Below are 20,610 nucleotides of genomic sequence, written 5' to 3'. Positions count from 1 at the left end.
CGTGACCCTGGCCGTCGAGCCCTCCGAGACGACCGCCGTCGCTCCGGCGCCCGTGTCCGACCTCGTGGCGCGTGACGCCCGCGAGTTCGGGGTGTACGCGCGCACCGGCGGCTGGGCGCCCGCGCTGATGGTGGCGCGCAGTGTACGGCCGGGCGGGCAGGCGGCCGGGGAGACCCCGAGGATCTCCGCGAAGGAGTTCGCGGAGCCGGCTGAGTGCTCCCCCGAGCGGGTCGTGCGCCACTACTGGGCATGAGTACCGGTACTCATGCCCCCGCGCGCCGGGTGGCCGGACGATGGGGCGACCGACACCGTCCAGCCTCTGGAGCCCGCCATGACCGCAGTCCACCCCGACCGGCCGATCGTCCGCCGCACGGTGCCGCCCGCCGTGTTCGCGGGCGTGTCCGCCGCGGGCCTGGCCGTCTCCGCGTGGGGCGCGCGGGACCGTACGACCTGGTTCCTGGAGACCTTCTGGGTGCTGATCGGGCTGCCCCTGGTGGTGCTCCTCCGGCGGCGCTTCCCGCTCACCGGCCTGCTGTGCGCTCTGCTCGCCGCGCACTCGCTGGTCCTGGCGGTCGGCGGCCACTACACGTACGCGCAGGTACCGGCGGGCGACTGGGTGCGGGACACCCTGCACCTGAGCCGCAATCCGTACGACCGGTTCGGGCATCTCATGCAGGGCTTCGTCCCGGCGATCCTGGTACGGGAGCTGCTCACCCGCACCTCGCCGCTGCGCGGCAGCCGCTGGCTGGCCCCGCTGACGGTCTGCGCCTGCCTCGCCTTCAGCGCCTGTTTCGAGATGCTGGAGTGGCTGGCCGCCGTGATCGGCGGGCACGGAGCCGACGCGTTCCTCGCGACCCAGGGCGACGTGTGGGACACCCAGTGGGACATGTTCTGCGCCCTGATCGGCTCCGTGCTCTCCCTGCTGCTGCTCAGCCGGGTCCACGACCGCTCGCTGGCGGTCCTCGCGAGCCCTAACGGGCGTCAGCGGTCCTCGGGGTCGGTGTGCCGGAAGCGGGCCCACATCGGCAGGCCGTACCAGCAGAGCAGGTACCAGAAGACGACGGAGCCGACCAGCCAGGGCACGTAGCCGTTGTGGGTGGCCACCCGCAGGATCAGGAGCAGCGAACAGGCCATGGTGGCCAGCAGCAGCACCAGACCGACGAAGGTCAGTCCCCCTGCCAGCCGTACCGCCTCCGGTTTCACCCGCCGTCCGGAGACCAGGCGGTGCAGTGAGACGGGCCCGATGAGGGCGCCGGTCGCACAGGCCCCCAGGACCACGGTGACGATGTAGATGATCTGGTCGGTGCTGGACAGTTGGGCGTACTTGGGCTGGAAGACCACCGTCAGCAGGAAGCCGAACAGGATCTGCACGCCGGTCTGCGCGACGCGTACCTCCTGGATCAGCTCCCCCCACTTGCGATCGGCCCGCTCTTCCCTGGTCTCGTCCCGCCCCCTGCGCGGTGCCTGCTCGGTCATGCGGTGCAATTAACCACGCAAACGTTCTTTCAAACCGCTCACTTGATCGGTCTTGCTGTGCGGGCTCACTCGAAGTGGTGATCCTCGTCCGGATCGGCCAGGAAACACGGCCCGGTGGGCCGCCGGCGGAGCCGTTCGCGGGTCGTGGCACCGGAGGTGGGGTTGTCCACCCCGCGAACACCGGCCGAGGAACCCGGAGTGCTCCCCCGCCCGCTCCGGCGGTCCACCCACCACGTGCAGGTCGGGGTACCGGCCGACGACCTCCCTGAGGTCCCGGAACGGCACGCTCTGGCCGGTGGCCGCGTGCCACCGGGGGCCGGCCCGGCGTGATCGACGAGACGCTCCCAGGGGTGAGTCAGGGCGTCAACTGAGCCTGCACCAGCGGCCCGTAGCGGTCGGCCACCTGGTCCGGTCCGCTCTCGCGCACATGCGGGCCGCGGGCGATGCCGTACATGACGCCGACCCCGATGAGCGCGGCGACGGCAAGTTCGGCGCGCAGGCCGGCGTCGGGGCCGGTGAGGCGGGCGGCGAGGCGATCGGTGACCTGGGCGCGGAAGTTGGCGCGCAGGATGTCGCCGTGGTCGCCGTGCAGCGGGGCGAAGGCGATGCGCAGCAGCGGGTCGGCGCCCCGCTCGCGCTGACTGGCGAGGACGTGGCGGACCATGTGCCGTCCGAGGCCGGCGAGGGGCGCGTCGAGGAGGTCGTCGGCGTCGGTGTCGAAGGACATGACACGGGCGAACAGGGCGTCCTTGTTGCCGAAGTACTTCACCACCAGCGGCGGGCTGACCCCGGCCCGCTCCGCGACGGCCCTGAGGGTGATGTCGGCGTGCGCGTGCCGGGCCAGGAGGTGCCGGGCGGCCTTGAGGATGGCCGCCTTGGTGGCCTCGGCGTCCCGGCGCGCGGGAGCGGGCGCGGTGCTCACGCCTCCTCCAGGGCGCGAGCCCCCGGGGTGGCGCCCTCGGCGCGGGGGGTGCCGCCGGGGGCGCTGTCGCCGGGGATGGTGAGCGCGGCCGCGCAGGCGGCGAGCGCGACGGCGCCGGCCATGGCGAAGGCGAGCAGATAGCCGTGCAGGGTGGGCACGGGCAGCCCGCCGGCGAGGCTGGTGTGGTGGACCAGCACGGCGGCGACGGCGGCGCTGGAGACGGCCTGGCCGATGGTCCGCATCAGGACGTTGACGCCGTTGGCGGACGCGGTCTGGGCGGCCGGTACGGCGCGCAGGATCAGGGTGGGCAGCGCGGAGTAGGCGAGGGTGGTGCCGGTGGCGACCACGGTCGCCCCGAGGATGATCATCCACAGGTCGCGGCTGTCGGCGATGCGCAGCGCGTAGCCGCAGGCGATGACGGCGGCGCCGAGCGCGAGGGTGATCCTGGGCCCGCGCCGGGCGGAGATCCGCGCGGACAGCGGCGAGAGGAGCAGCATGGTGACACCGCCGGGCAGCAGACACAGGCCGGTGGCGACGATGGACAGCCCGAGTCCGTAGCCGCTGGACTCGGGCGCCTGCACGAGCTGGGCGGTGACCAGGGAGTTGGCGTAGAAGGCGAAGCCGGTGAGCAGGGCCGCCACATGCGACAGGCCCACCCGCGGCCGGGTCACCAGCCGCAGGTCGACCAGCGGCCGGGCGGTCCGCAGCTGCTGGCGCCACCACAGGGCGAGCACCACCACGAAGGCGGCGAACAGCCCGAGGACGGCGGGACTCGTCCACCCCCACTGGCCGCCCTGGGAGACGGCGAGCAGCAGGGAGACCAGCGCGACGGCCAGGCCGAGCGCCCCGACGGCGTCGAACCGGCCGGACTCGCGCACCGGCGACTCCCGGACCGCCCACCAGGTGGCCGCGACCCCGAGCGCGCCGAGGGCGCTGGTCAGCCAGAACATGGTGTGCCAGTCGGCGTACTGCACGACGAGCGCGGCCAGCGGCAGACCGAGGGCGGCTCCGATGCCGACGGTGGAGCTCATCAGCGCGACCGCCGATCCCCGCCGCTGGTGAGGGAGTTCGTCGCGCAGGATGCTGATGGACAGCGGGACGACGGAGGCGGCGGCGCCCTGGAGGGCGCGGGCGGCGATGAGTACGGCGATGTCCGAGGACAGCGCGCACAGCACCGAGCCGACGGTCATCAGGGCGAGCGCGGAGGTCAGCACCCGGCGCTTGCCGTACATGTCACCCGCGCGACCGAGGACCGGGGTGAGCACGGCACCGGAGAGCAGCGTGGCGGTGACCGTCCAGGAGACGGCGGCCGGTGAGGACCCGGTGAGCCGGGGCAGGTCCGGCAGGAGCGGGACGACGACTGTCTGCATGACGGCCATGAGGATGCCGCCCGACGCCAGCACGGGGATGGTGAGGCGCTCCCGCAGCCGGGGCGGCGCCGCGAGGGTGCCGGACGGCTCGGGTATGGGGGCGGAGGGGTCCATGGACGCTCCTGCGGATGAATGTGCGTGGCTGGTGAATGGTCATTCACTCTATGCGGTGAATGGCCATTCACCAACAGGTGCCCTGCCCCGAGCCGGGGCGGCGGAGGTCAGCGGGAGCGGCCGGGGGTGCGCGCGGCGTGCAGGGCGCGGGCCGCGCGGGGGCCGAGCCAGCGCTTGAGCCGGCGCAGTGGTTCGAGCTGTCCGGCGGCCTTGTCGAGTCCGTAGTAGAGCTGGGGCGGCACATGGGGCAGCAGTGGGGAATGGCGCTGGCCGAGCAGGGCGAACATGCGGTGCGGGGGCAGTTCGATGTAGCGGGGCAGGCTCTCGTACCACCGGGCGCTGTAGCTGGCGGCGCTCTGCGCGGACAGCAGCTCGGCGCGGCGGCGCTTCTCGTAGGCGGCGAGGGCGTCGGGGAGGGCGGGATGCTCGCGCAGGGCGGTGGCCAGGCACATGGCGTCCTCCAGGGCGAGCGTGGTGCCGGCTCCGATGGAGTAGTGGGTGGTGTGGGCGGCGTCGCCCAGCAGGACGAGGCCGTCGTGGTGCCAGGTGCGGTTGGTGAGGGTGCGGAAGTTCAGCCAGGGGACGCCGGCGCCGTCGGACGCCCGGCCGATGAGGGGGTGGCCGTCGAGGAGGTCCGCGAAGAGGCGCTCCAGCACGGCGAGCCCGTCGCCCTCGCCGGCGGCGTGCAGGCCGAGTCCGGTGAGGGTCTCGGGCGAGCACTCGATGACGCAGGTGCTGTGCCCGGTGTCGTAGGGGTAGCCGTAGGCCCAGATCCAGCCGTGGGCGGTCTCGACGAAGGCGAAGGTGAAGGCGTCGAAGACCTTGGTGGTGCCGAGCCACAAAAAGTGGTTGCGGCCGTGGGTCACCCGGGTGCCGAACGTGTCCGCGTACCGGGTGCGCAGGGCGCTGCCGATGCCGTCGGCGGCCACCACCAGGTCGGCCCCCGCGGGGGGTTCGGTGATCTCGCTGTTGAACTCCAGCCGTACGCCCAGGGTCCGGGCGCGTTCGGCGAGCAGTGCGAGCAGGCGGTGGCGGCCGATGCCGAAGCCCTGGTCCCCGGGCTGACGGGTGGTCAGGTCCCGCACGTGGGCGACGCCTTCGGACCAGTGGACCGATTCGGCCGCGACGGCGTCCGCCGACTCGGGGTCGTGGGCGCGGAGGCGTTCCATCAGCCCCTGCCAGTAGGTGACGCCCCAGCCGTACGTGGAGCCCTCGGGGGCGCGTTCGTGGACGGTGACGTCGTGGGACGGGTTCTGCCGCTTGAGCAGGATGGCGAGGTACAGGCCGGCCGGCCCGCCCCCGACGCAGACGACCTTCACACGCACACCCCTGGAAGTCACCGGAAGTAGTCGATCGGCCTCGCAGGGTAGCAGCGATGACGTACGTCCGGGCCCGGAATCATCCGGCGGGGGTGGTCAGCCGGCAGCGGTACGGCACTCCGGGTGGCCCCAGCCCTGCCCGTTCTTGGCGATGGGCTCGCCCGCCGCGTAGGAGCGGCCGCACAGGCAGCGGCCGGCGAACTTGGCCTTGATGGTCCGCGCGGAGGCGGACCCGGAGGCACCGGTGGCACGCCGGGGCGACTTGCGGCGGGCGGACGCGGCCGGGGTGCCGGGCGAGGGCGGCGGCTCGGGCGAGCCGTGGGCGCTGCCCGCGGCCTGCTGCACCACGGCGGCCTGGCTGGCGGCGCGGTCGGCGAAGTCGTTCAGCGGGTCGCCGTCGACCTGGTGGGCGGGGACGTACCGGAACTCGACCGAGCGGCCGTCGAGCAGTGCGTCGATGCGGACCACGAGGTCCTGGTTGGCGACCGGCTTGCCGGCGGCGGTCTTCCAGCCGTTGCGCTTCCAGCCGGGCAGCCAGGTGGTGACGGCCTTCATGGCGTACTGGGAGTCCATCCGGACCTCCAGCGGCACGTCCGGCTCGACTGCGGTCAGCAGCCGTTCGAGCGCGGTGAGTTCGGCGACGTTGTTGGTGGCCCGGCCGAGCGGGCCCGACTCCCAGCGGGCCGGGGTCCGCTCGTCGTCGGAGACCACCCATGCCCATCCGGCCGGTCCGGGGTTTCCCTTCGAAGCCCCGTCGCACGCGGCCACCACACGTTCACGCATGCGCCCGATCATGCCATGGCCGCGCGGGGGGTCCGACCGGCCGGGTCAGGCGTCCTTGAATTCGGGCATGTCGCCCTCCGCCGTGGTGACGTCGATCACCGAGAAGGCGGCTCCCTGCGGGTCGGTGAGGGCGGCGAACCGGCCGAAGGGGCTGGTCATCGGGCCGAACCGGAGCACGGCACCCCGCTCGGCGGCGCGGGCCACGGCCGCGTCGCAGTCCTCGACGGTGAAGTAGACGTTGATGTGGGAGGGGACCTCGGGCGGGAACTCCTCCCCCATCCGCATCCGGCCGAGCACCGCGTCGGCGCCCAGGTCGAAGAGGCGGAAGTCGACGTGCCCGTCCGCCATGTCCTTCATCCGGTACGGGAAGACCGCCGCCAGGAAGGGGTCCGCCTTCCCGGGCTCGCGGGTGAACAGCTCCGCCCAGCAGTAGGCGCCGGGCTCGGCCACCGCCTCGAAGCCCTCGTGGGCGTCGCCCTGCCAGATGCCGAAGACGGCGCCGCTGGGCTCGCGGGCGATCGCCATCGTGCCGAAGTCACCGACCCGCATCGGCTCCATCAGCACCTCGCCGCCGTTCTCCTCGACCTTCGCGGCGGTGACGGCGGCGTCCGGCGAGGCGAAGTAGAGGCACCACTGCGAGGTGCTCTCCTGGCCGGGCATCGGCGGGACGACGGCGGCGACGGCCTTCCCGTCCGCGTACGCCTGGGTGTAGTCGCCGTACTCGGACGACGATTCGCCGAACGTCCAGCCGAGGACGTCGCCGTAGAACCGCTTGGCGCCCTCCAGGTCGGTGAACATCGCGTCGGCCCAGCAGGGCGTTCCTTCGGATTGCACGGCCATGGTCGGCCCTTTCGTGTTCGACGGTCGGTCCCGGATCGCCACGCCGGCGACGGGGCGGGCGGGGCGCCCGGGATGCGGTGTGTCTTCTCGGCCGGCCGCGAGGACGCGCCGGGTCCGTTCATTCGCCCGCGTACGCCGTCTCCAGGGCCGCGAGGTCGAGCTTGCCCATCTTCATCATGGCGCCGAAGGCACGGGCGGCCTTCTGCGGATCGGGGTCGTTGGTCATCTCCAGCAGCCGTTCGGGGCAGACCTGCCAGGAGACGCCGTACTTGTCCTTCAGCCAGCCGCAGGGTCCGCCCTCGCCGCCGTCCTCGGTCAGCCGGGTCCAGTAGTGGTCGACCTCCCGCTGGTCGGCGCAGAGGACCATGAACGAGACGGCCTCGCTGAACGTGAACTCGGGGCCGCCGTTGAGGCCGACGAACTTCTGTCCGTTGGCGGTGAACTCGACGCTGAGCACGGTCCCGGCCTCACCGGGGCCGGCCTCGCTCCAGTGGGTGATCCGGCCGATGCCGGAGTCCTTGAAGACGGAGACGTAGTAGTGCGCCGCCTCCTCGGCCTGGCCGTCGAACCAGAGACACGTGGTGAAACCACCGTGGGACATGGGGACCTCCTGTACGGGTCGCGGCGCCGGTCGCGCGCTCACCTGTACCGACCGCTGTCCGGCCCGGGACTCATCGGTGCCGGACAGATACGATCCAGCCGTTCAGTAAATTTTGAGCCACGTCGAAACTCGTCTGCATGCGTCGGGTGACCGGGGGTACCCGGCCCGTGAGAGAAGACGTGCATGGGGCGGGGATCTCGGGGTATCCGGGGACCACGCGGCAGCCGTGGCCCCGGGAGACCGGGCCGCGGAACAGTCGTCGAACCGTGACTTACGTGGGAGAGGTAATGGACACCGCCGTCGGCATCCGGTCGCAAGCAGAGGTCGCGGACAAGGCCGCGCAGGACAGGACGGACGAGGAGATCCTTCCTGGTATCGCGGACCCCGCAGCCGTCGCCCCGCGTGACGCGCGGGCGCTGTCCCGCCAGTTCTTCCGCCGGCTGGCGGAGCTGGAAGAAGGCACGCACGAATACCAGTACGCGCGCAACACCCTGATCGAGATGAACATGTCGCTCGTCCGCTTCGCCGCCGGGCGCTTCCGGGGCCGGGGCGACGACATGGAGGACATCGTCCAGACCGGCATGATCGGGCTGATCAAGGCGATCGACCGGTTCGAGATCTCGCGCGAGGTGGAGTTCACGTCCTTCGCGCTCCCCTACATCGTGGGCGAGATCAAGCGGTTCTTCCGCGACACCACCTGGGCGGTGCACGTGCCGCGCCGGCTCCAGGAGCTGCGCGTGGAGCTGGCCAAGGCCCGCGAGGAGCTGTCGAGCCGACTGGACCGCGACCCGACCGTGGCCGAGCTGGCCACGCTGATGAACATCACCGAGGAGCAGGTCGTCGAGGGCCAGCTCGCCTCCAACGGCTACAACTCCAGCTCGCTGGACGCCGCCCTCACCGGCGACGGCCGCGAGGACGGCGAGGCGGTCCTCGCGGACTTCATCGGCGTCGAGGAGGAGGGCCTGCGGCTGGTGGAGGACTTCCACGCCCTCGCCCCCCTGATGGCCGAGCTGAGCGACCGCGACCGGCAGATCATCCACATGCGCTTCGTGGAGGAGGCCACCCAGGCGGAGATCGGCGAGAAGCTCGGCTGCTCGCAGATGCACGTCTCCCGTCTCATCAAGCGCATCATCGCGCGGCTGCGCCAGGGCATGCTCGGCGAGCTGGGCTGCGCCTGAGCCCCACGTTCCGACATCTTGACCCGAGAGGGGCGGTCCGGCCGACTGGACCGCCCCTCTGTCATGCTCGCGCGACCGTCGTGCCGGGAGCCGCGTCACCGCATCCGGGTACACGAAGACGCCGACCGGATCTCGGTCGGCGTTCCTTGCCCGGGAGGGCCGTGGAGCGGTTCGCTCAGCCGTCCAGCCGGATCAGGGCGCGCACGCGCTTGCCCACCGGCACGCGGTCCACGGTGATCTCCGAGGCGACCGCGCGCACGATCTCCAGGCCGTGGTGCCCGATCCGCTCGGGGTTCCTGGGGAAGACGCGGGGAAGCGCCGCGCTGCTGTCGTACACCGAGACGCTCACCGCGCTGTCGGTGCCCTCCAGCTCCAGGATGTACGGACCCCCGCTGTGCCGGTCGGCGTTGGTGACCAGCTCGCTCACCACGAGCAGCAGCTCCCCGTCCGTGCGGCTGTCCACGGTGGCGCACCATTCGGTACGCAACTGCTCCAGGAAGCGCCTGGCGAAGGCCCGCGCGTCGGCGATGCACCCTGGTTCCCCGGTGTAGTGCGTCGCGCGCCGAAGGGGTTCCACGGGTACGTCGAAACCAGTCGGTATCACTGCCACTGCCACGCCCAGGTGTTCGGTCATGGTGTCTCTCTCGAAATGCCCATTACGGCCGGTCGCCTGTTACCACTGTTGCTGGTACCCCGACTCGGCCCACGCATTCCACCCGATGCGTCCCGCCGCGCGCGCACGCGTTCCGAGTCCTTCCCGGCGCGGGCCGGACCCGCGGTGTCGCGGTCAGGCCACGGGGACGACGAAGGCGGGGACGGTGCGCTGCATGCGCAGGGCGTCGACCGACTCGGCGAGGAGTTCGTACTCGGTGGTGTCGTCGCTCGCGGCGATCCGCACCAGGCGTCCGCCCGCCAGTTCGTCCGCGACCAGTTCCTGCCGGGCGTCGTCGGAACACCAGGCGCGCAGCAGGGTGGGGACGTCGGCCACGGTGTCCGGGACGGGGACGAGGGCGCCCGCCGGTATCTTCTCGCCCTCGGGACTGGGGTCCAGGCGTTCGGCGATCCAGGAGGCGCGGTCCCGCAGCCACCACAGGGCGAGTGCGAGGGTGGGCGCGCGGTAGGTGCCGAGCGGTACGCCTACCCGCCGGCCCCCGCAGCTCCCGTACGCGGTGACATGGCACAGGAATTCATCGTGCACGATCACTCCCCCGTAGCCTCGCCGGTGTGCCGACCGGTCCCTCTCTTCTACGTGCCGATCCTGTGCGGTGAAGCGCCCCTGGCATTTCGAGTATCGCCACATCGGAAACACTGTCACCATGTCTTTCCGGCCACTCTCCTGGCATATGCGATGCCCCGATTCCGGCCGGATCATGTAAGGCGGCGGACCGCCCCGCATTAGTTGGCGGATTATCGACCGTGGACGACGCTCCGAGGCCCTGCTCGCCTGCCCCCACAAGGCAGGAGCCCAGGGGCGGGGCTCCCCTGGGCTCTGCTGCGGTTCCGCTTCCGGGAGTGGCAGGAATTCAACGCCACGCGCGCCGGAATGCGCGAAGAAATTGTGAAGGCGGAAAAAACCTCCGCCTTCCACCGCCGTCGTTCCGGCGAGTTCAGGTCCGCACGGCGGCGTCGATTCGGGCCAGCTCGGCCGGGTCGAATTCCAGATTCCGCATGGCGCCGACGCTGTCTTCCAGCTGCCTGACGCTGCTCGCCCCGACAAGAGCGGAAGTGACTCGTCCGCCCCGCAGCACCCAGGCGAGGGCCATCTGGGCCAGGGTCTGTCCGCGCGAGCCGGCGATCTCGTCCAGCGCGCGGAGCCGGCCGACCAGGTCCTCGGTGACGGCGTCGGACTTCAGGAACGGGCTGTCGCTCGCGGCCCGGGAGTCCTCCGGGATGCCATCGAGGTAGCGGCCGGTGAGCAGACCCTGTTCCAGCGGGGAGTAGACGATCGAGCCGACCCGGAGTTCGTCCAGGGTGTCGAGCAGCCCCTCCTCCTCCGGGCGCCGGTCCAGGATGGAGTAGCGCGGCTGGTGAATGAGGAGCGGGGTGCCCAGCTCGCCCAGGATGCGCGCCGCCTCGCGGGTCTGCTCCGCGGAGTAGTTGGAGACGCCGACGTAGAGCGCCTTGCCCTGCTGGACCGCCGAGTGCAGCGCGCCCATGGTCTCCTCGAGCGGGGTCTCGGGGTCGAAGCGGTGCGAGTAGAAGATGTCGACGTGGTCCAGGCCCATCCGCGTGAGGCTCTGGTCGAGCGAGGCCAGTACGGACTTGCGCGACCCCCACTCCCCGTACGGGCCGGGCCACATGAGATAGCCGGCCTTCGTGGAGACGACGAGTTCGTCGCGGTAGGGCGTGAAGTCGGCCTTCAGCGCCTCGCCGAGCGCGGACTCGGCGGCGCCGGGCGGCGGGCCGTAGTTGTTGGCCAGGTCGAAGTGGGTGATCCCGAGGTCGAAGGCGCGGCGCAGGATGGCGCGCTGGGTCTCCACCGGCCGGTCGGGCCCGAAGTTGTGCCACAGGCCGAGCGACAGCGCGGGAAGCTTCAGTCCGCTGCGTCCGGAGCGCCGGTAGGGCAGATCGGCGTAGCGGTCGGGGTGTGCGGTGTACAACGCGACTCCATAAGGGGTTGGCACACGGTCTTCCCGGCGCCGGACACGGTGGTGTCCGGCAGCCTCGCCTCACTCTTTCCCGGAGCGCGGTCAGCGGTCCAACAGGAGAATCCGATGGATTTCAGCGGCTAGGCTTCTCAATCATGGAACTGCGTCATCTCCAGCACTTCGTCGCGGTCGCCGAGGACCAGCACTTCACCCGTGCCGCCGAGCGGCTGATGGTGTCCCAGTCGGGGCTCTCGGCGTCGATCCGGGCCCTGGAACGGGAGCTGCGTGCGCCGCTGTTCGTGCGCACCACCCGCCGGGTGACGCTGACGGAGGCCGGGCGGGCCCTGCTGGTGGAGGCGGAGCGCATCCTCGCCCAGGTGCGCTCCGCACACGAGGCGGTGGCCGCGGTGCAGGGCGTGCTGCGCGGCACGCTGGCGCTGGGCGCCGAGCAGTGCATCGCCGGGGTGCACGTGGCGGGGCTGCTGGCCGCCTTCCGGCGGGAGCACCCGGACGTGGAGATCCGGCTGCGGCAGAGCGGGTCGGGCGCGCTGGCGGAGGGGGTGTCCGCGGGCCGGCTGGACCTCGCCTTCGCCTACCGCGTCCCGGCCGACGGCGACCAGTTGCGCTCGGTGCCGCTGACCAGCGAGCCGATGACCGTGCTGTGCCACCCGGAGCACCGGCTGGCCGAACTGGGCGCGGTGCCGGACCCGGCCGCGCTGGCCGGCGAGGTGTTCGTGGACTTCCACCCGGACTGGGGGCCGCGCCGGGCCACGGACGCCGCGTTCGCCGGGGCCGGCGTGCGCCGCTCGGTCGCCCTGGAGGTCAACGACGTGCACAGCCTGCTGGACCTGGTGGACGAGAACCTCGGCATCGCGGTGGTCCCCCGGCACTTCCGGCACAAGCGGGCCTCACTCACCGCGCTCCCCCTCAAGGGCGTCGACGAGGCCGCGTACGAGACGGTGGCCCTGCTGCCCCCGGAGCGGGCCACGAGCCCGGCTGCCCGCGCCCTGATCGCCCTGCTCGGCACACCGGAGGCCGAACCCGGCGAACCGGGGTGATGTCACGCTCTCGCGCCGGGGGCGGGGATGCGCGAGGGTGGGAACATGTACGCGAAGGAGATCCTCATCGAGGGCTACGACCGTATCCGGGACGAAGTCCACACCGTGCTCGCCGGTCTCGGCGCGGACGACCTGGACCACTCCCCCGCTCCCGGCGCCAACTCCGTCGCCTGGCTGCTGTGGCATCTGAGCCGGGTCCAGGACGACCACGTCGCCGACGCCTTCGGGCTGGAGCAGGTGTGGCTGGCGCGGGACTGGGCCGACCGCTTCGACCTGGAGCTGCCGCACCACGACACCGGGTACGGCCACACCCCCGAGCAGGCCGCGAAGGTGCGGGTCCCCTCGACCGTGCTGCTGGCCGGCTACTACGACGCGGTGCACGACCAGACCCTCGGCGTGCTGCGGACACTGGCCGCCAAGGACCTGGAGCGGGTGGTGGACGAGCGCTGGGAGCCCCCGGTCACGCTGGGAGTGCGCCTGGTCAGCGTCCTGTCCGACGATCTCCAGCACGTCGGACAGGCCGCCTACGTCAAGGGACTGCTTCAGAGCGCTCGGGCGTAACCCGGCAGGATGACGTCCTCGATGAGCGCCTTGCGCTCATCGAACGGGATGAAGGCGCTCTTGACCGCGTTCACCGTGACCGTGCGCAGGTCCTCGGCCGTCCAGCCCGCCTCCTCGACCAGCAGCGCCATCTCACGGGTCATCGTGGTGCCGGAGACCAGGCGGTTGTCGGTGTTGAGGGTGACCCGGAAGCCGAGGTCCTTCAGCGCGGTGACCGGGTGCTCGGCGATGGAGGTGGCGCAGCCGGTCTGGAGGTTGGAGGTGGGGCACATCTCCAGCGCGATCCGCCGGTCGCGGACCCAGGCGGCCAGCCGGCCGAGCTTGCCGTCGACGATGTCCTCGGTGATGCGCACGCCGTGCCCCAGACGCTGGGCGCCGCACACCTGGACGGCCTGGTGGATGCTGGGCAGGCCGTACGCCTCGCCCGCGTGGATGGTGAAGGGCACGCTCTCGGCGCGCAGGCGCTCGAAGGCGGCCAGGTGGTCGGCGGGCGGGAAGCCGTCCTCGGCGCCGGCGATGTCGAAGCCGACGACACCGGCGTCGCGGTAGGCCACGGCAAGCTCGGCGGCCTCGCCGACCCGGTCGAACATCCGCATGCCGCACAGCAGGGTGCCGACGCGTACCGGCGTTCCCGCGGCGGCGGCCTTGGCCATGCCGGCCGCGAGGCCCTCCTGCACGGTCTCCACGACCTCGGCCAGGGTCAGCCCGGCGCGGGTGTTCAGCTCGGGGGCGTAGCGCACCTCGGCGTAGACGACGCCGTCGGCGGCGAGGTCGAGCACGTACTCCTCGGCCACGCGCAGCAGGCCCTCGCGGGTCTGCATCACGGCGAGGGTGTGCTCGAAGGTGCCTATGTAGCGGACCAGGTCGCCGGAGCCCGCGGCCTCGACGTACCAGGCGGCCAGTTCGCCGGGGTCGGTGGTGGGCAGGGTGTGGCCGACCGCGGCCGCGAGTTCGATGACGGTGGCGGGGCGCAGGCCGCCGTCGAGGTGGTCGTGCAGGACGGCCTTGGGGAGCCGGCGGAGGGTCTCGGTGTCGATGCGGGGCGCGGTCATGGCGTGCTTCCTCGGCGGATCGTTTCGGATGGAGGTTCAGGCGGCGGGCTGGAGCAGGTCCCAGCGGTTGCCGTAGAGGTCCTGGAAGACGGCGACCGTGCCGTACGGCTCGTGGCGGGGGTCCTCCAGGAACGTCACCCCGTGGGCGGTCATGCGGGCGTGGTCGCGGGCGAAGTCGTCGGTGTGCAGGAAGAAGCCGACGCGGCCGCCGGTCTGGTCGCCTACGCGGGCGCGCTGGCCGTCGTCCTTCGCGCGGGCGAGCAGGAGACCGGTGCCACTGCCCTCTTCGGCGCCGGGCTCCACCACGACCCACCGGGAGCCGTCCGGGCGGGGCTCGTCCTCGGCCAGCCGGAAACCCAGGGCCTCGGTGTAGAAGCGGATGGCGTCGTCGTAGTCGTCCACGACGAGGGTGACCAGGGCAACGCGGCGCATCGGAGCCTTCCGGTGGAGGTGGTTAGCGGGAGAGGTTATACGTAAAACTACCGCCACGCCAGTCTCCCCCCGCGAGGGGCCGCGCGGGGTGCTCCGCTACTGGTGGAAGGCGTTCAGGCGGCCCAGTTCGCCGTCGGTGAGCCGCAGTGCGCCCGCGGCGACGTTCTCCGGCAGATGGGCGGGGTCGCCGGTGCCGGGGATGGCGAGGACGTGCGGGCCCTGGTGGAGGGTCCAGGCGATGCGGACCTGGGTGGGGCCGGCGCCGTGCGCCTTCGCGATCTCCGCGACCACGCCGTCCGCGCCGGCCGCGACCCGCTCGCGTGCGCTCCGCTCCCCGGTCTCGCCGGCCACGGAGTAGAACGGTACGAAGGCGATGCCGCGCTCCCGGCACAGCCGGAGCACTTCCTTCCCCTCGGCGTCCTGGGTGTCGAGACCGTACCGGTTCTGCACCGCGACCACCGGTGCGATCGCCGATGCCTCCTCCAGGTGCCGGGGTTCGACCGCCGAGACGCCGAGGTGCCGGATAAGACCCTCCTCCCGCAACTCCGCGAGGGCACCGAAGTGTTCGGCGACGGAGTCCTGCCGCATCCGGCGCAGGTACACGAGGTCGAGATGGTCGCGGCCGAGCTGGCGGAGGTTCTCCTCCACGTGGCCGCGCAGCTGGTCGGGGCGGGCGGCGGTGCCCCAGGAGCCGTCCTGCTCGCGGAAGGGGCCGACCTTGGTGGCGATGACCAGGTCGTCGGCATAGGGGGCGAGGGCGGTGTTGATCAGTTCGTTGGCGGAACGCAGGGAGGAGAAGTAGAAGGCGGCGGTGTCGATGTGGTTCACCCCGAGCTCCACGGCCCGGCGCAGCACGGCCAGCGAGCGGGCCCGGTCGCTGGGGGTGCCCAGGTGGAAGGCGGCGTCGCCGGTCAGCCTCATCGCTCCGAGGCCGACACGGTGGACGGTGAGGTCGCCGAGGGTGAGGGATCCGGAGTCTGCCGCGGTGATCGTGTCGGGGATCATCGGCGGAGTCTGCCACAGGTGCGGGGCGGTACGGCCGGGGTAGGAAGGCACGCACGACGATCACCGATCACCCGCTCGTCGCCCGCGCCCGCCTGCTCGCCGCCGGGCTGCTGGAGCCCGAGGCGGAGCGGGTGGACCAGGAGGGCGTGCCGGTCAGTCACATCGAGGCCGTGAAGCGGTCCGGGCTGCTGGGCCTGACGGCACCGGCCGCGTACGGCGGCTCGGCGGCGCCGCCTACCGTGGTGCGGGAGGTCTCGGAGATCCTGGCGGGCGCGTGCGGCTCGACCTGGTTCGTCCAGTCGCAGCACCACACCCCGGTCCAGGTCCTCGCGCGGGGCGAAGCAGCTGCCCGCGACCGGCCGGGCCTGCGCCCCTCCGGCCCCGTGCGCCTGGCCGCCCTGACCGCCGCACGGACGGTGTCCCTGCGACTGGACGGCCTGCGCACCCCGACGACGCACTCGCGCTGCGCATCCCGTACGCCGACTGGGCCCCCACCGACCGGGCGGAGACCCTCAACGGCGGCCCGGCGGTCTTCGGCATCGCCTCGGCGGCACTGTCCCTGATGGACGAGAGGACGGCGGCTCCGCTGCGGGCCCGGTTGGCGGACGTCCCTCTACCCGGGTCTACGCCCTGGCCGATCATCCGTCCCCGCTGTAGCGGGTGACGGAACACCTGGCGGTACGGGCGGAGGCGTACGCGGTGCTGAACGACGCCACCACGGCGGCGGTCGTGGCGGGGGGTGGGCGTTCCATGGCTCTGATTCCAGGGCCCAGCGCCTCGCCCGCGAGGGCATGTTCCTGCCGATCCAGGGTCGGACGGCGGAGACCAGGAAGGCGCATCTGGAGGCGCTCACGCGGTAGTGCTCAGTCCTCGGCGTGGCCCTCGACCACGACCAGGAAGGCGTCCGACTTGAGGTCCATGACCACTGTCGCGGGTTCGCCCTCCGCGCGGCGCGCGGCGGCGTACTCCTCGGCGGGCCAGGAGCCGCGCGGCGAGCCTGCGGGGAAACGCTCCAGCACTGTCGAATTCACGGCGGCCACCTCCGGCGGAAGGTTCGGACGGGTCACTGGACCTCTACCACGTCGGCTGCCCGGCTATCGCGCGGACATGCCGTTGTACGCCGTCCGCCGCAACCGCATCCGCTTCCGGCTCCGGGCGGGAAGGGATCACGGGGAGCCCGTGGCGGACCACGGGCGGACACCGACGCCGAGGAGCCGGAGACGATGAACGACGACGAGCCCGAGGGCGGGCTGCGCTGCCTGGTGACCGGGGCCACCGGCTACATCGGGGGCAGGCTCGTGCCGGAGCTGCTCGCCGCCGGGCACCAGGTGCGCTGCCTGGCGCGTACGCCGGGCAAGCTGCGGGATCTGCCGTGGGCCGGTGACGTGGAGGTCGCACGGGGCGACGTGACGGACCCCGACACGCTGGCCGAGGCGTTGCGGGACGTCGACGTGGCGTACTACCTGGTGCACGCCCTGAACACCGGGGACGATTTCGAGGAGACCGACCGGCGCGCGGCGCGCTGCTTCGGGGAGCAGGCGAAGGCCGCCGGGGTGCGCCGCATCGTGTACCTCGGCGGGCTGACCCCGGCCGGGGTGCCGGAGCGGGAGCTGTCCCCGCATCTGCGCTCGCGCGCCGAGGTCGGGCACATCCTGCTGGAGTCCGGGGTGCCGACGGCCGTGCTGCGCGCGGCGGTGATCATCGGTTCCGGCTCGGCCTCCTTCGAGATGCTGCGCTACCTCACCGAGCGGCTTCCGGTGATGGTGACGCCGAGCTGGGTGCACACCCGTATCCAGCCGATCGGCGTCAAGGACGTGCTGCGGCTGCTGGTGGGCTCCGCGCGGCTGCCGGACGACGTGAACCGGACCTTCGACATCGGCGGGCCGGACATACTGACGTACCGGGAGATGATGCTGAGGTACGCCCAGCTCGCCCGTCTTCCGCGCCGGCTGATCGTGTCCGTGCCGATGCTCACGCCCGGTCTGTCGAGCCACTGGGTGGGCGTGGTGACCCCGGTGCCCGCCTCCATCGCCCGCCCGCTGACCGAGTCGCTGCGGTACGAGGTGGTGTGCCGGGAGCACGACATCACGCGCTATCTGCCCGACCCGCCGGGACATCCGTTCACCTTCGACGAGGCGGTCCGGCTGGCGCTGCGCCGGGTGCGGGAGGCGAAGGTGGTCACCCGCTGGTCGTCGGCGTCGGTACCGGGCGCGCCGAGCGATCCGCTGCCGACGGACCCGGACTGGGCGGGCGGCAGCCTCTACACCGACGAGCGCGAGACGGTGGTGGACGCGCCGGTGGACCGGCTGTGGCGGGTGATCGAGGGGGTCGGCGGCGACAACGGCTGGTACTCCTTCCCGCTCGCCTGGTCACTGCGCGGCTGGATGGACCGAGCCATGGGCGGCGTGGGCCTGCGCCGGGGCCGCCGGGACGCGGAGCGGCTGAGGGTGGGCGACTCGCTGGACTTCTGGCGGGTGGAGGAGATCGAGCCGGGCCATCTGCTGCGGTTGCGGGCCGAGATGCGGCTGCCGGGCCTGGCCTGGCTGGAGATGTACGCGGAGCCGGACGGCGAGGGCCGCAGCCGGTACCGCCAGCGCGCCCTGTTCCATCCGCGCGGGCTGCTCGGCCAGGCGTACTGGTGGGCGGTGTCTCCGTTCCACGCGATCGTGTTCGGCGGGATGTCCCGCAACATCGCGCGGGCGGCGGTCCACGGCCCGGTCCCGACGATGAAGAGCCGGGGGCTCCGGAAGCGGGGCATCAAGAACCTGGGACTCCAGCACCGGAGGCTGAAAAGGCGGGCACGCCGTTGACGACCGCGTCCGTTCGGGGTCCTCGCCCGGAAGAGTCCACCGTCCGCATCCCCTGTTCCGGAGCCGTTCGATGAACACCTCGGTCGTCCTCTTCACCGCCGATCTGCGTCTGCACGACCATCCGCCGCTGCGCGCGGCCCTGGACGGGGCCCGGCAGGTGGTGCCCCTGTTCGTGCGCGACGACGGCATCGACGGCGCGGGGTTCACCGCGCCCAACCGGCTGGCGTTCCTCGCCGACTGCCTCCGGGACCTGGACGCCGGGCTGCGCGAGCGCGGCGGCCGGCTGGTGCTGCGCTCGGGTGACGTGGTGGCCGAGGTGCTGAAGGTGGTGACGGAGGCGGACGCCGACGAGGTGCACATGGCCGCCGACGCCAGCGGCTACGCGCACCGCCGCGAGCAGGCCCTGCGCGCCGCGCTGGAGGCGGACGGCCGCAGGCTGCACGTCCACGACACGGTGACGGCCGCCGTGGAGCCGGGCGCGGTGACGCCGACGGCGTCGGACCACTTCGCCGTGTTCACCCCGTACTTCCGCCGCTGGTCCGGGCATGCGCAGCGGGACCCGCTCGGCGCGCCCCGGAAGGTCAGCGTGCCGGACGGCATCACGTCCGGGGAACTCCCCTCACGCGCCGCGGTGCCGGGCACCTCACCGGCGCTCGCGGAGGGAGGCGAGGCGCGGGGGCGCCGGATGGTGGCCGACTGGCTGCGCTCCGGGATCGGCGCTTACGAGGACCGGCACGACGACCTGGCCGGTGACGGCACCTCCCGGCTCTCCCCCCACCTCCACTTCGGCACCGTCTCGCCGGTGGAACTCGTCCACCGGGCGCGGCTGGAGGGCGGCGCGGGCGCGGAGGCGTTCGTCCGGCAGGTCGCCTGGCGGGACTTCAACCGGCAGTTGCTCGCGGTGCGCCCGGAGGCGTCCCGCGCCGACTACCGTACCCGGCGCGACCGTTGGCGCACCGGCTCGAAGGCCGAGGCGGACATCGAGGCGTGGCGGGAGGGCCGTACCGGCTATCCGATCGTGGACGCGGCGATGCGGCAGCTGCGGCACGAGGGCTGGATGCACAACCGGGGCCGGCTGCTCACCGCGAGCTTCCTGACCAAGACGCTGTACGTGGACTGGCGGGTGGGCGCACGGCACTTCCTGGACCTGCTGGTCGACGGGGACGTGGCCAACAACCAGCTCAACTGGCAGTGGACGGCCGGCACGGGCACCGACACCCGCCCCAACCGGGTGCTGAACCCGACGACCCAGGCCAAGCGGTACGACCCGGACGGCGCCTATGTCCGCCGGTGGGTGGAGGAGCTGGCGCACGTGGAGGGGGCGGCGGTTCACGAGCCCTGGAAGCTGGTCGGGTCGGACCGGGCGAGGACCGGGGACTACCCGGACCCGGTCATCGACCTCAGGGACGGGCTTGACCGGTTCAAGCACGCGCGCGGGCTGGAGTGAACTCCCGGCCCGGCGCGGCGCCGTAGGCGGCGGTCAGGGTGTCGAGGGCGTCGGCGAGTCCCGTCGGGCGGAGCATGCCGTGGCTGGGGCTGCCCGTCCAGCCGGGGCCGCCGAGCATCATCAGGGTCTGCCCGCGGGCGCCGCGTACGCCCCACTCGATGCCCGCGACGCGCCGGGCCAGCGGCAGGCTCGCGGTGGCGCGGGACTGGGACCACAGCACGACCGCTGCGGGGCCGAGGCGCTGTGCGGCGGCGGCGAGCGCGTCGGCGGGGACGGAGCTGCCGAACATCCGGGTGGGGACGCCGTGCCGCACCAGCGCGGCGTTCAACGCCTCGAGCGGAAGGGTGTGCTGTTCGCCGGGGGCGCAGGCGAGCAGCACGGGTCCGGTGCCGGGGGTGCCGGGCGGCCCGAGCCGGGGGGTGTGGCGGCGCAGCGCCGTGGAGACGTGCCAGGACAGCAGGTGCTCCACCTCGATGTACCGGTCCCCGGAGGAGACCCACTTGCGGCCCACGGCGTGCAGGGCGGGCGCCATCACGTCCTGCCAGGCGACGGTGATGCCGTAGTCGGCGACGACACCGTCCAGCTGCTCCTCCACGGCCGGGGCGTCCAGGCGGACGGCCGCGCGGGCAAGGCCCCGGCACTCCTGGCGCACGTCGCCCAGCGGCAGCGCTCCGGGGGCGCGGGAGCGGGACGCCGGGGCGGGGGTCCGGTCGGCGGGAGGGCGGGTGGCGTCGCGCGCGGTGCGGGCGGCCTCGGCGGGCGGTACGCCGGAGGAGGTCAGCCGGCACATGGCTTCGAGCACGGCCACGTCGGCCGGGCTCCAGCGGCGGTGCCTGCCGTCGGCGCGGGCGGCGGGGCCGAGGCCGTAGCGGCGGTCCCAGGAGCGCAGGGTGGTGGGCGAGACACCGAGCCTGCGGGCCAGGGCGCCGGTGGTCAGTCCGGCGCCGGGGGTTTCGTCGTCCATGCCTCGACTGTACGTCGGGAACGACGCAGAAACGATGCGAGTTGTCGGTGCCCGGCACCGGATCACACGATGACCTGACCGTCCCACCCG

The 20,610-nt window shown here is 72.7% G+C and carries 20 protein-coding genes and 3 pseudogenes; 8 read left to right on the top strand and 15 right to left on the bottom strand.

What is annotated here, in order from left to right; translation table 11 throughout:
- Window position 1 precedes the first annotated feature (1 nt).
- Together ACWCV3_RS20595 and ACWCV3_RS20590 are read left to right on the top strand one after the other, a co-directional pair.
- Window positions 2-250 (top strand): annotated as a pseudogene (locus ACWCV3_RS20595) (hypothetical protein); the annotation flags it as partial.
- A gap of 81 nt (window positions 251-331) precedes the next feature.
- Window positions 332-964: pseudogene (locus tag ACWCV3_RS20590) on the top strand (DUF2238 domain-containing protein); the annotation flags it as partial.
- A gap of 17 nt (window positions 965-981) precedes the next feature.
- Here ACWCV3_RS20590 and ACWCV3_RS20585 read toward each other — a convergent pair.
- From ACWCV3_RS20585 to ACWCV3_RS20555, 7 genes are all read right to left on the bottom strand, one after another.
- Window positions 982-1,476 (bottom strand): DUF6328 family protein, encoded by a 495-nt coding sequence (locus ACWCV3_RS20585; protein WP_451225943.1) that lies wholly within the window; start codon window positions 1,474-1,476, stop codon window positions 982-984.
- 355 nt (window positions 1,477-1,831) lie between these two features.
- The gene (locus ACWCV3_RS20580; RefSeq protein ID WP_451225940.1) at window positions 1,832-2,398 is read right to left on the bottom strand and encodes a TetR/AcrR family transcriptional regulator; all 567 of its coding nucleotides are present in this window, start codon (window positions 2,396-2,398) and stop codon (window positions 1,832-1,834) included.
- Window positions 2,395-3,882, bottom strand: coding sequence for an MFS transporter (locus tag ACWCV3_RS20575; RefSeq protein WP_451225937.1), 1,488 nt, complete (start codon window positions 3,880-3,882; stop codon window positions 2,395-2,397). Before ACWCV3_RS20575 ends, ACWCV3_RS20580 begins: the two co-directional genes overlap by 4 nt.
- A gap of 107 nt (window positions 3,883-3,989) precedes the next feature.
- On the bottom strand, window positions 3,990-5,201 hold the full coding sequence (locus tag ACWCV3_RS20570) for an FAD-dependent monooxygenase (RefSeq protein WP_451226055.1): 1,212 nt from the start codon (window positions 5,199-5,201) through the stop codon (window positions 3,990-3,992).
- 96 nt (window positions 5,202-5,297) lie between these two features.
- On the bottom strand, window positions 5,298-5,996 hold the full coding sequence (locus ACWCV3_RS20565) for a ribonuclease H family protein (RefSeq protein ID WP_451225934.1): 699 nt from the start codon (window positions 5,994-5,996) through the stop codon (window positions 5,298-5,300).
- Window positions 5,997-6,029: 33 nt separating this feature from the next.
- Entirely contained in the window at window positions 6,030-6,824 is a 795-nt protein-coding gene (locus tag ACWCV3_RS20560; protein WP_451225932.1) for a VOC family protein, read from the bottom strand.
- Window positions 6,825-6,942: 118 nt separating this feature from the next.
- Complete coding sequence (locus ACWCV3_RS20555) at window positions 6,943-7,425, bottom strand: VOC family protein (protein ID WP_451225930.1); 483 nt, start codon at window positions 7,423-7,425, stop codon at window positions 6,943-6,945.
- A 287-nt stretch (window positions 7,426-7,712) separates the two neighbouring features.
- Between ACWCV3_RS20555 and ACWCV3_RS20550 the strand changes: the two genes are divergently transcribed.
- The gene (locus tag ACWCV3_RS20550) at window positions 7,713-8,603 is read left to right on the top strand and encodes an RNA polymerase sigma factor SigF (protein WP_451225927.1); all 891 of its coding nucleotides are present in this window, start codon (window positions 7,713-7,715) and stop codon (window positions 8,601-8,603) included.
- Between the two features lie 175 nt (window positions 8,604-8,778).
- Here the strand turns inward: ACWCV3_RS20550 and ACWCV3_RS20545 are convergent, their stop codons facing one another.
- From ACWCV3_RS20545 to mgrA, 3 genes are all read right to left on the bottom strand, one after another.
- Window positions 8,779-9,237 carry an ATP-binding protein gene (locus ACWCV3_RS20545; protein ID WP_451225926.1) on the bottom strand — a complete coding sequence of 153 codons (459 nt, stop codon included), beginning with the start codon at window positions 9,235-9,237 and terminating at the stop codon, window positions 8,779-8,781.
- Window positions 9,238-9,390: 153 nt separating this feature from the next.
- On the bottom strand, window positions 9,391-9,801 hold the full coding sequence (locus tag ACWCV3_RS20540; RefSeq protein WP_451225923.1) for a hypothetical protein: 411 nt from the start codon (window positions 9,799-9,801) through the stop codon (window positions 9,391-9,393).
- Window positions 9,802-10,210: 409 nt separating this feature from the next.
- Window positions 10,211-11,203 carry an L-glyceraldehyde 3-phosphate reductase gene (gene mgrA, locus ACWCV3_RS20535; protein ID WP_451225921.1) on the bottom strand — a complete coding sequence of 331 codons (993 nt, stop codon included), beginning with the start codon at window positions 11,201-11,203 and terminating at the stop codon, window positions 10,211-10,213.
- A gap of 143 nt (window positions 11,204-11,346) precedes the next feature.
- On the opposite strand from mgrA, the gene ACWCV3_RS20530 reads away from it, so the two are divergent.
- Window positions 11,347-12,249 carry a LysR family transcriptional regulator gene (locus ACWCV3_RS20530; protein ID WP_451225918.1) on the top strand — a complete coding sequence of 301 codons (903 nt, stop codon included), beginning with the start codon at window positions 11,347-11,349 and terminating at the stop codon, window positions 12,247-12,249.
- A 45-nt stretch (window positions 12,250-12,294) separates the two neighbouring features.
- On the top strand, window positions 12,295-12,810 hold the full coding sequence (locus ACWCV3_RS20525) for a mycothiol transferase (protein ID WP_451225915.1): 516 nt from the start codon (window positions 12,295-12,297) through the stop codon (window positions 12,808-12,810).
- On the opposite strand, the gene ACWCV3_RS20520 is transcribed toward ACWCV3_RS20525, so the two are convergent.
- The 3 genes from ACWCV3_RS20520 to ACWCV3_RS20510 form a co-directional block, all read right to left on the bottom strand.
- Window positions 12,792-13,862 carry an adenosine deaminase gene (locus ACWCV3_RS20520; protein WP_451225912.1) on the bottom strand — a complete coding sequence of 357 codons (1,071 nt, stop codon included), beginning with the start codon at window positions 13,860-13,862 and terminating at the stop codon, window positions 12,792-12,794. The two genes, ACWCV3_RS20525 and ACWCV3_RS20520, sit on opposite strands and share 19 nt — an antisense overlap.
- A 36-nt stretch (window positions 13,863-13,898) precedes the next feature.
- Complete coding sequence (locus tag ACWCV3_RS20515) at window positions 13,899-14,294, bottom strand: VOC family protein (RefSeq protein ID WP_161203540.1); 396 nt, start codon at window positions 14,292-14,294, stop codon at window positions 13,899-13,901.
- Window positions 14,295-14,390: 96 nt separating this feature from the next.
- On the bottom strand, window positions 14,391-15,299 hold the full coding sequence (locus ACWCV3_RS20510) for an aldo/keto reductase (protein WP_451225909.1): 909 nt from the start codon (window positions 15,297-15,299) through the stop codon (window positions 14,391-14,393).
- 59 nt (window positions 15,300-15,358) lie between these two features.
- On the opposite strand from ACWCV3_RS20510, the pseudogene ACWCV3_RS20505 reads away from it, so the two are divergent.
- Window positions 15,359-16,159: pseudogene (locus ACWCV3_RS20505) on the top strand (acyl-CoA dehydrogenase family protein).
- Between the two features lie 3 nt (window positions 16,160-16,162).
- Here the strand turns inward: ACWCV3_RS20505 and ACWCV3_RS20500 are convergent.
- The gene (locus ACWCV3_RS20500) at window positions 16,163-16,330 is read right to left on the bottom strand and encodes a hypothetical protein (protein WP_451225906.1); all 168 of its coding nucleotides are present in this window, start codon (window positions 16,328-16,330) and stop codon (window positions 16,163-16,165) included.
- 192 nt (window positions 16,331-16,522) lie between these two features.
- On the opposite strand from ACWCV3_RS20500, the gene ACWCV3_RS20495 reads away from it, so the two are divergent.
- Both ACWCV3_RS20495 and ACWCV3_RS20490 read left to right on the top strand, forming a co-directional pair.
- Window positions 16,523-18,109, top strand: a complete 1,587-nt coding sequence (locus ACWCV3_RS20495) for an SDR family oxidoreductase (RefSeq protein ID WP_451225903.1) — start codon at window positions 16,523-16,525, stop codon at window positions 18,107-18,109.
- A 70-nt stretch (window positions 18,110-18,179) separates the two neighbouring features.
- Window positions 18,180-19,556 (top strand): cryptochrome/photolyase family protein, encoded by a 1,377-nt coding sequence (locus ACWCV3_RS20490; protein ID WP_451225900.1) that lies wholly within the window; start codon window positions 18,180-18,182, stop codon window positions 19,554-19,556.
- Here ACWCV3_RS20490 and ACWCV3_RS20485 read toward each other — a convergent pair.
- Window positions 19,531-20,520: a MerR family transcriptional regulator gene (locus ACWCV3_RS20485; RefSeq protein WP_451225897.1), complete on the bottom strand. Its 990-nt coding sequence runs from the start codon at window positions 20,518-20,520 to the stop codon at window positions 19,531-19,533. The two genes, ACWCV3_RS20490 and ACWCV3_RS20485, sit on opposite strands and share 26 nt — an antisense overlap.
- Between the last annotated feature and the right edge of the window lie 90 nt (window positions 20,521-20,610).

The organism is Streptomyces sp. NPDC001781 (genome assembly GCF_053596035.1).
Note: the sequence above shows the minus strand (reverse complement) of the source record. Positions and strands in the feature narration are given on the sequence as shown.

Coding starts and splice junctions, on each gene's coding strand:
- ACWCV3_RS20520 (WP_451225912.1), bottom strand. CDS start 13,862: ATGACCGCGCCCCGCATCGACACCGAGACCCTCCGCCGGCTCCCCAAG.
- ACWCV3_RS20575 (WP_451225937.1), bottom strand. CDS start 3,882: ATGGACCCCTCCGCCCCCATACCCGAGCCGTCCGGCACCCTCGCGGCG.
- ACWCV3_RS20550 (WP_451225927.1), top strand. CDS start 7,713: ATGGACACCGCCGTCGGCATCCGGTCGCAAGCAGAGGTCGCGGACAAG.
- ACWCV3_RS20545 (WP_451225926.1), bottom strand. CDS start 9,237: ATGACCGAACACCTGGGCGTGGCAGTGGCAGTGATACCGACTGGTTTC.
- ACWCV3_RS20485 (WP_451225897.1), bottom strand. CDS start 20,520: ATGGACGACGAAACCCCCGGCGCCGGACTGACCACCGGCGCCCTGGCC.
- ACWCV3_RS20490 (WP_451225900.1), top strand. CDS start 18,180: ATGAACACCTCGGTCGTCCTCTTCACCGCCGATCTGCGTCTGCACGAC.
- ACWCV3_RS20525 (WP_451225915.1), top strand. CDS start 12,295: ATGTACGCGAAGGAGATCCTCATCGAGGGCTACGACCGTATCCGGGAC.
- ACWCV3_RS20555 (WP_451225930.1), bottom strand. CDS start 7,425: ATGTCCCACGGTGGTTTCACCACGTGTCTCTGGTTCGACGGCCAGGCC.
- ACWCV3_RS20560 (WP_451225932.1), bottom strand. CDS start 6,824: ATGGCCGTGCAATCCGAAGGAACGCCCTGCTGGGCCGACGCGATGTTC.
- ACWCV3_RS20530 (WP_451225918.1), top strand. CDS start 11,347: ATGGAACTGCGTCATCTCCAGCACTTCGTCGCGGTCGCCGAGGACCAG.
- ACWCV3_RS20510 (WP_451225909.1), bottom strand. CDS start 15,299: ATGATCCCCGACACGATCACCGCGGCAGACTCCGGATCCCTCACCCTC.
- ACWCV3_RS20515 (WP_161203540.1), bottom strand. CDS start 14,294: ATGCGCCGCGTTGCCCTGGTCACCCTCGTCGTGGACGACTACGACGAC.
- ACWCV3_RS20565 (WP_451225934.1), bottom strand. CDS start 5,996: ATGATCGGGCGCATGCGTGAACGTGTGGTGGCCGCGTGCGACGGGGCT.
- ACWCV3_RS20495 (WP_451225903.1), top strand. CDS start 16,523: ATGAACGACGACGAGCCCGAGGGCGGGCTGCGCTGCCTGGTGACCGGG.
- ACWCV3_RS20585 (WP_451225943.1), bottom strand. CDS start 1,476: ATGACCGAGCAGGCACCGCGCAGGGGGCGGGACGAGACCAGGGAAGAG.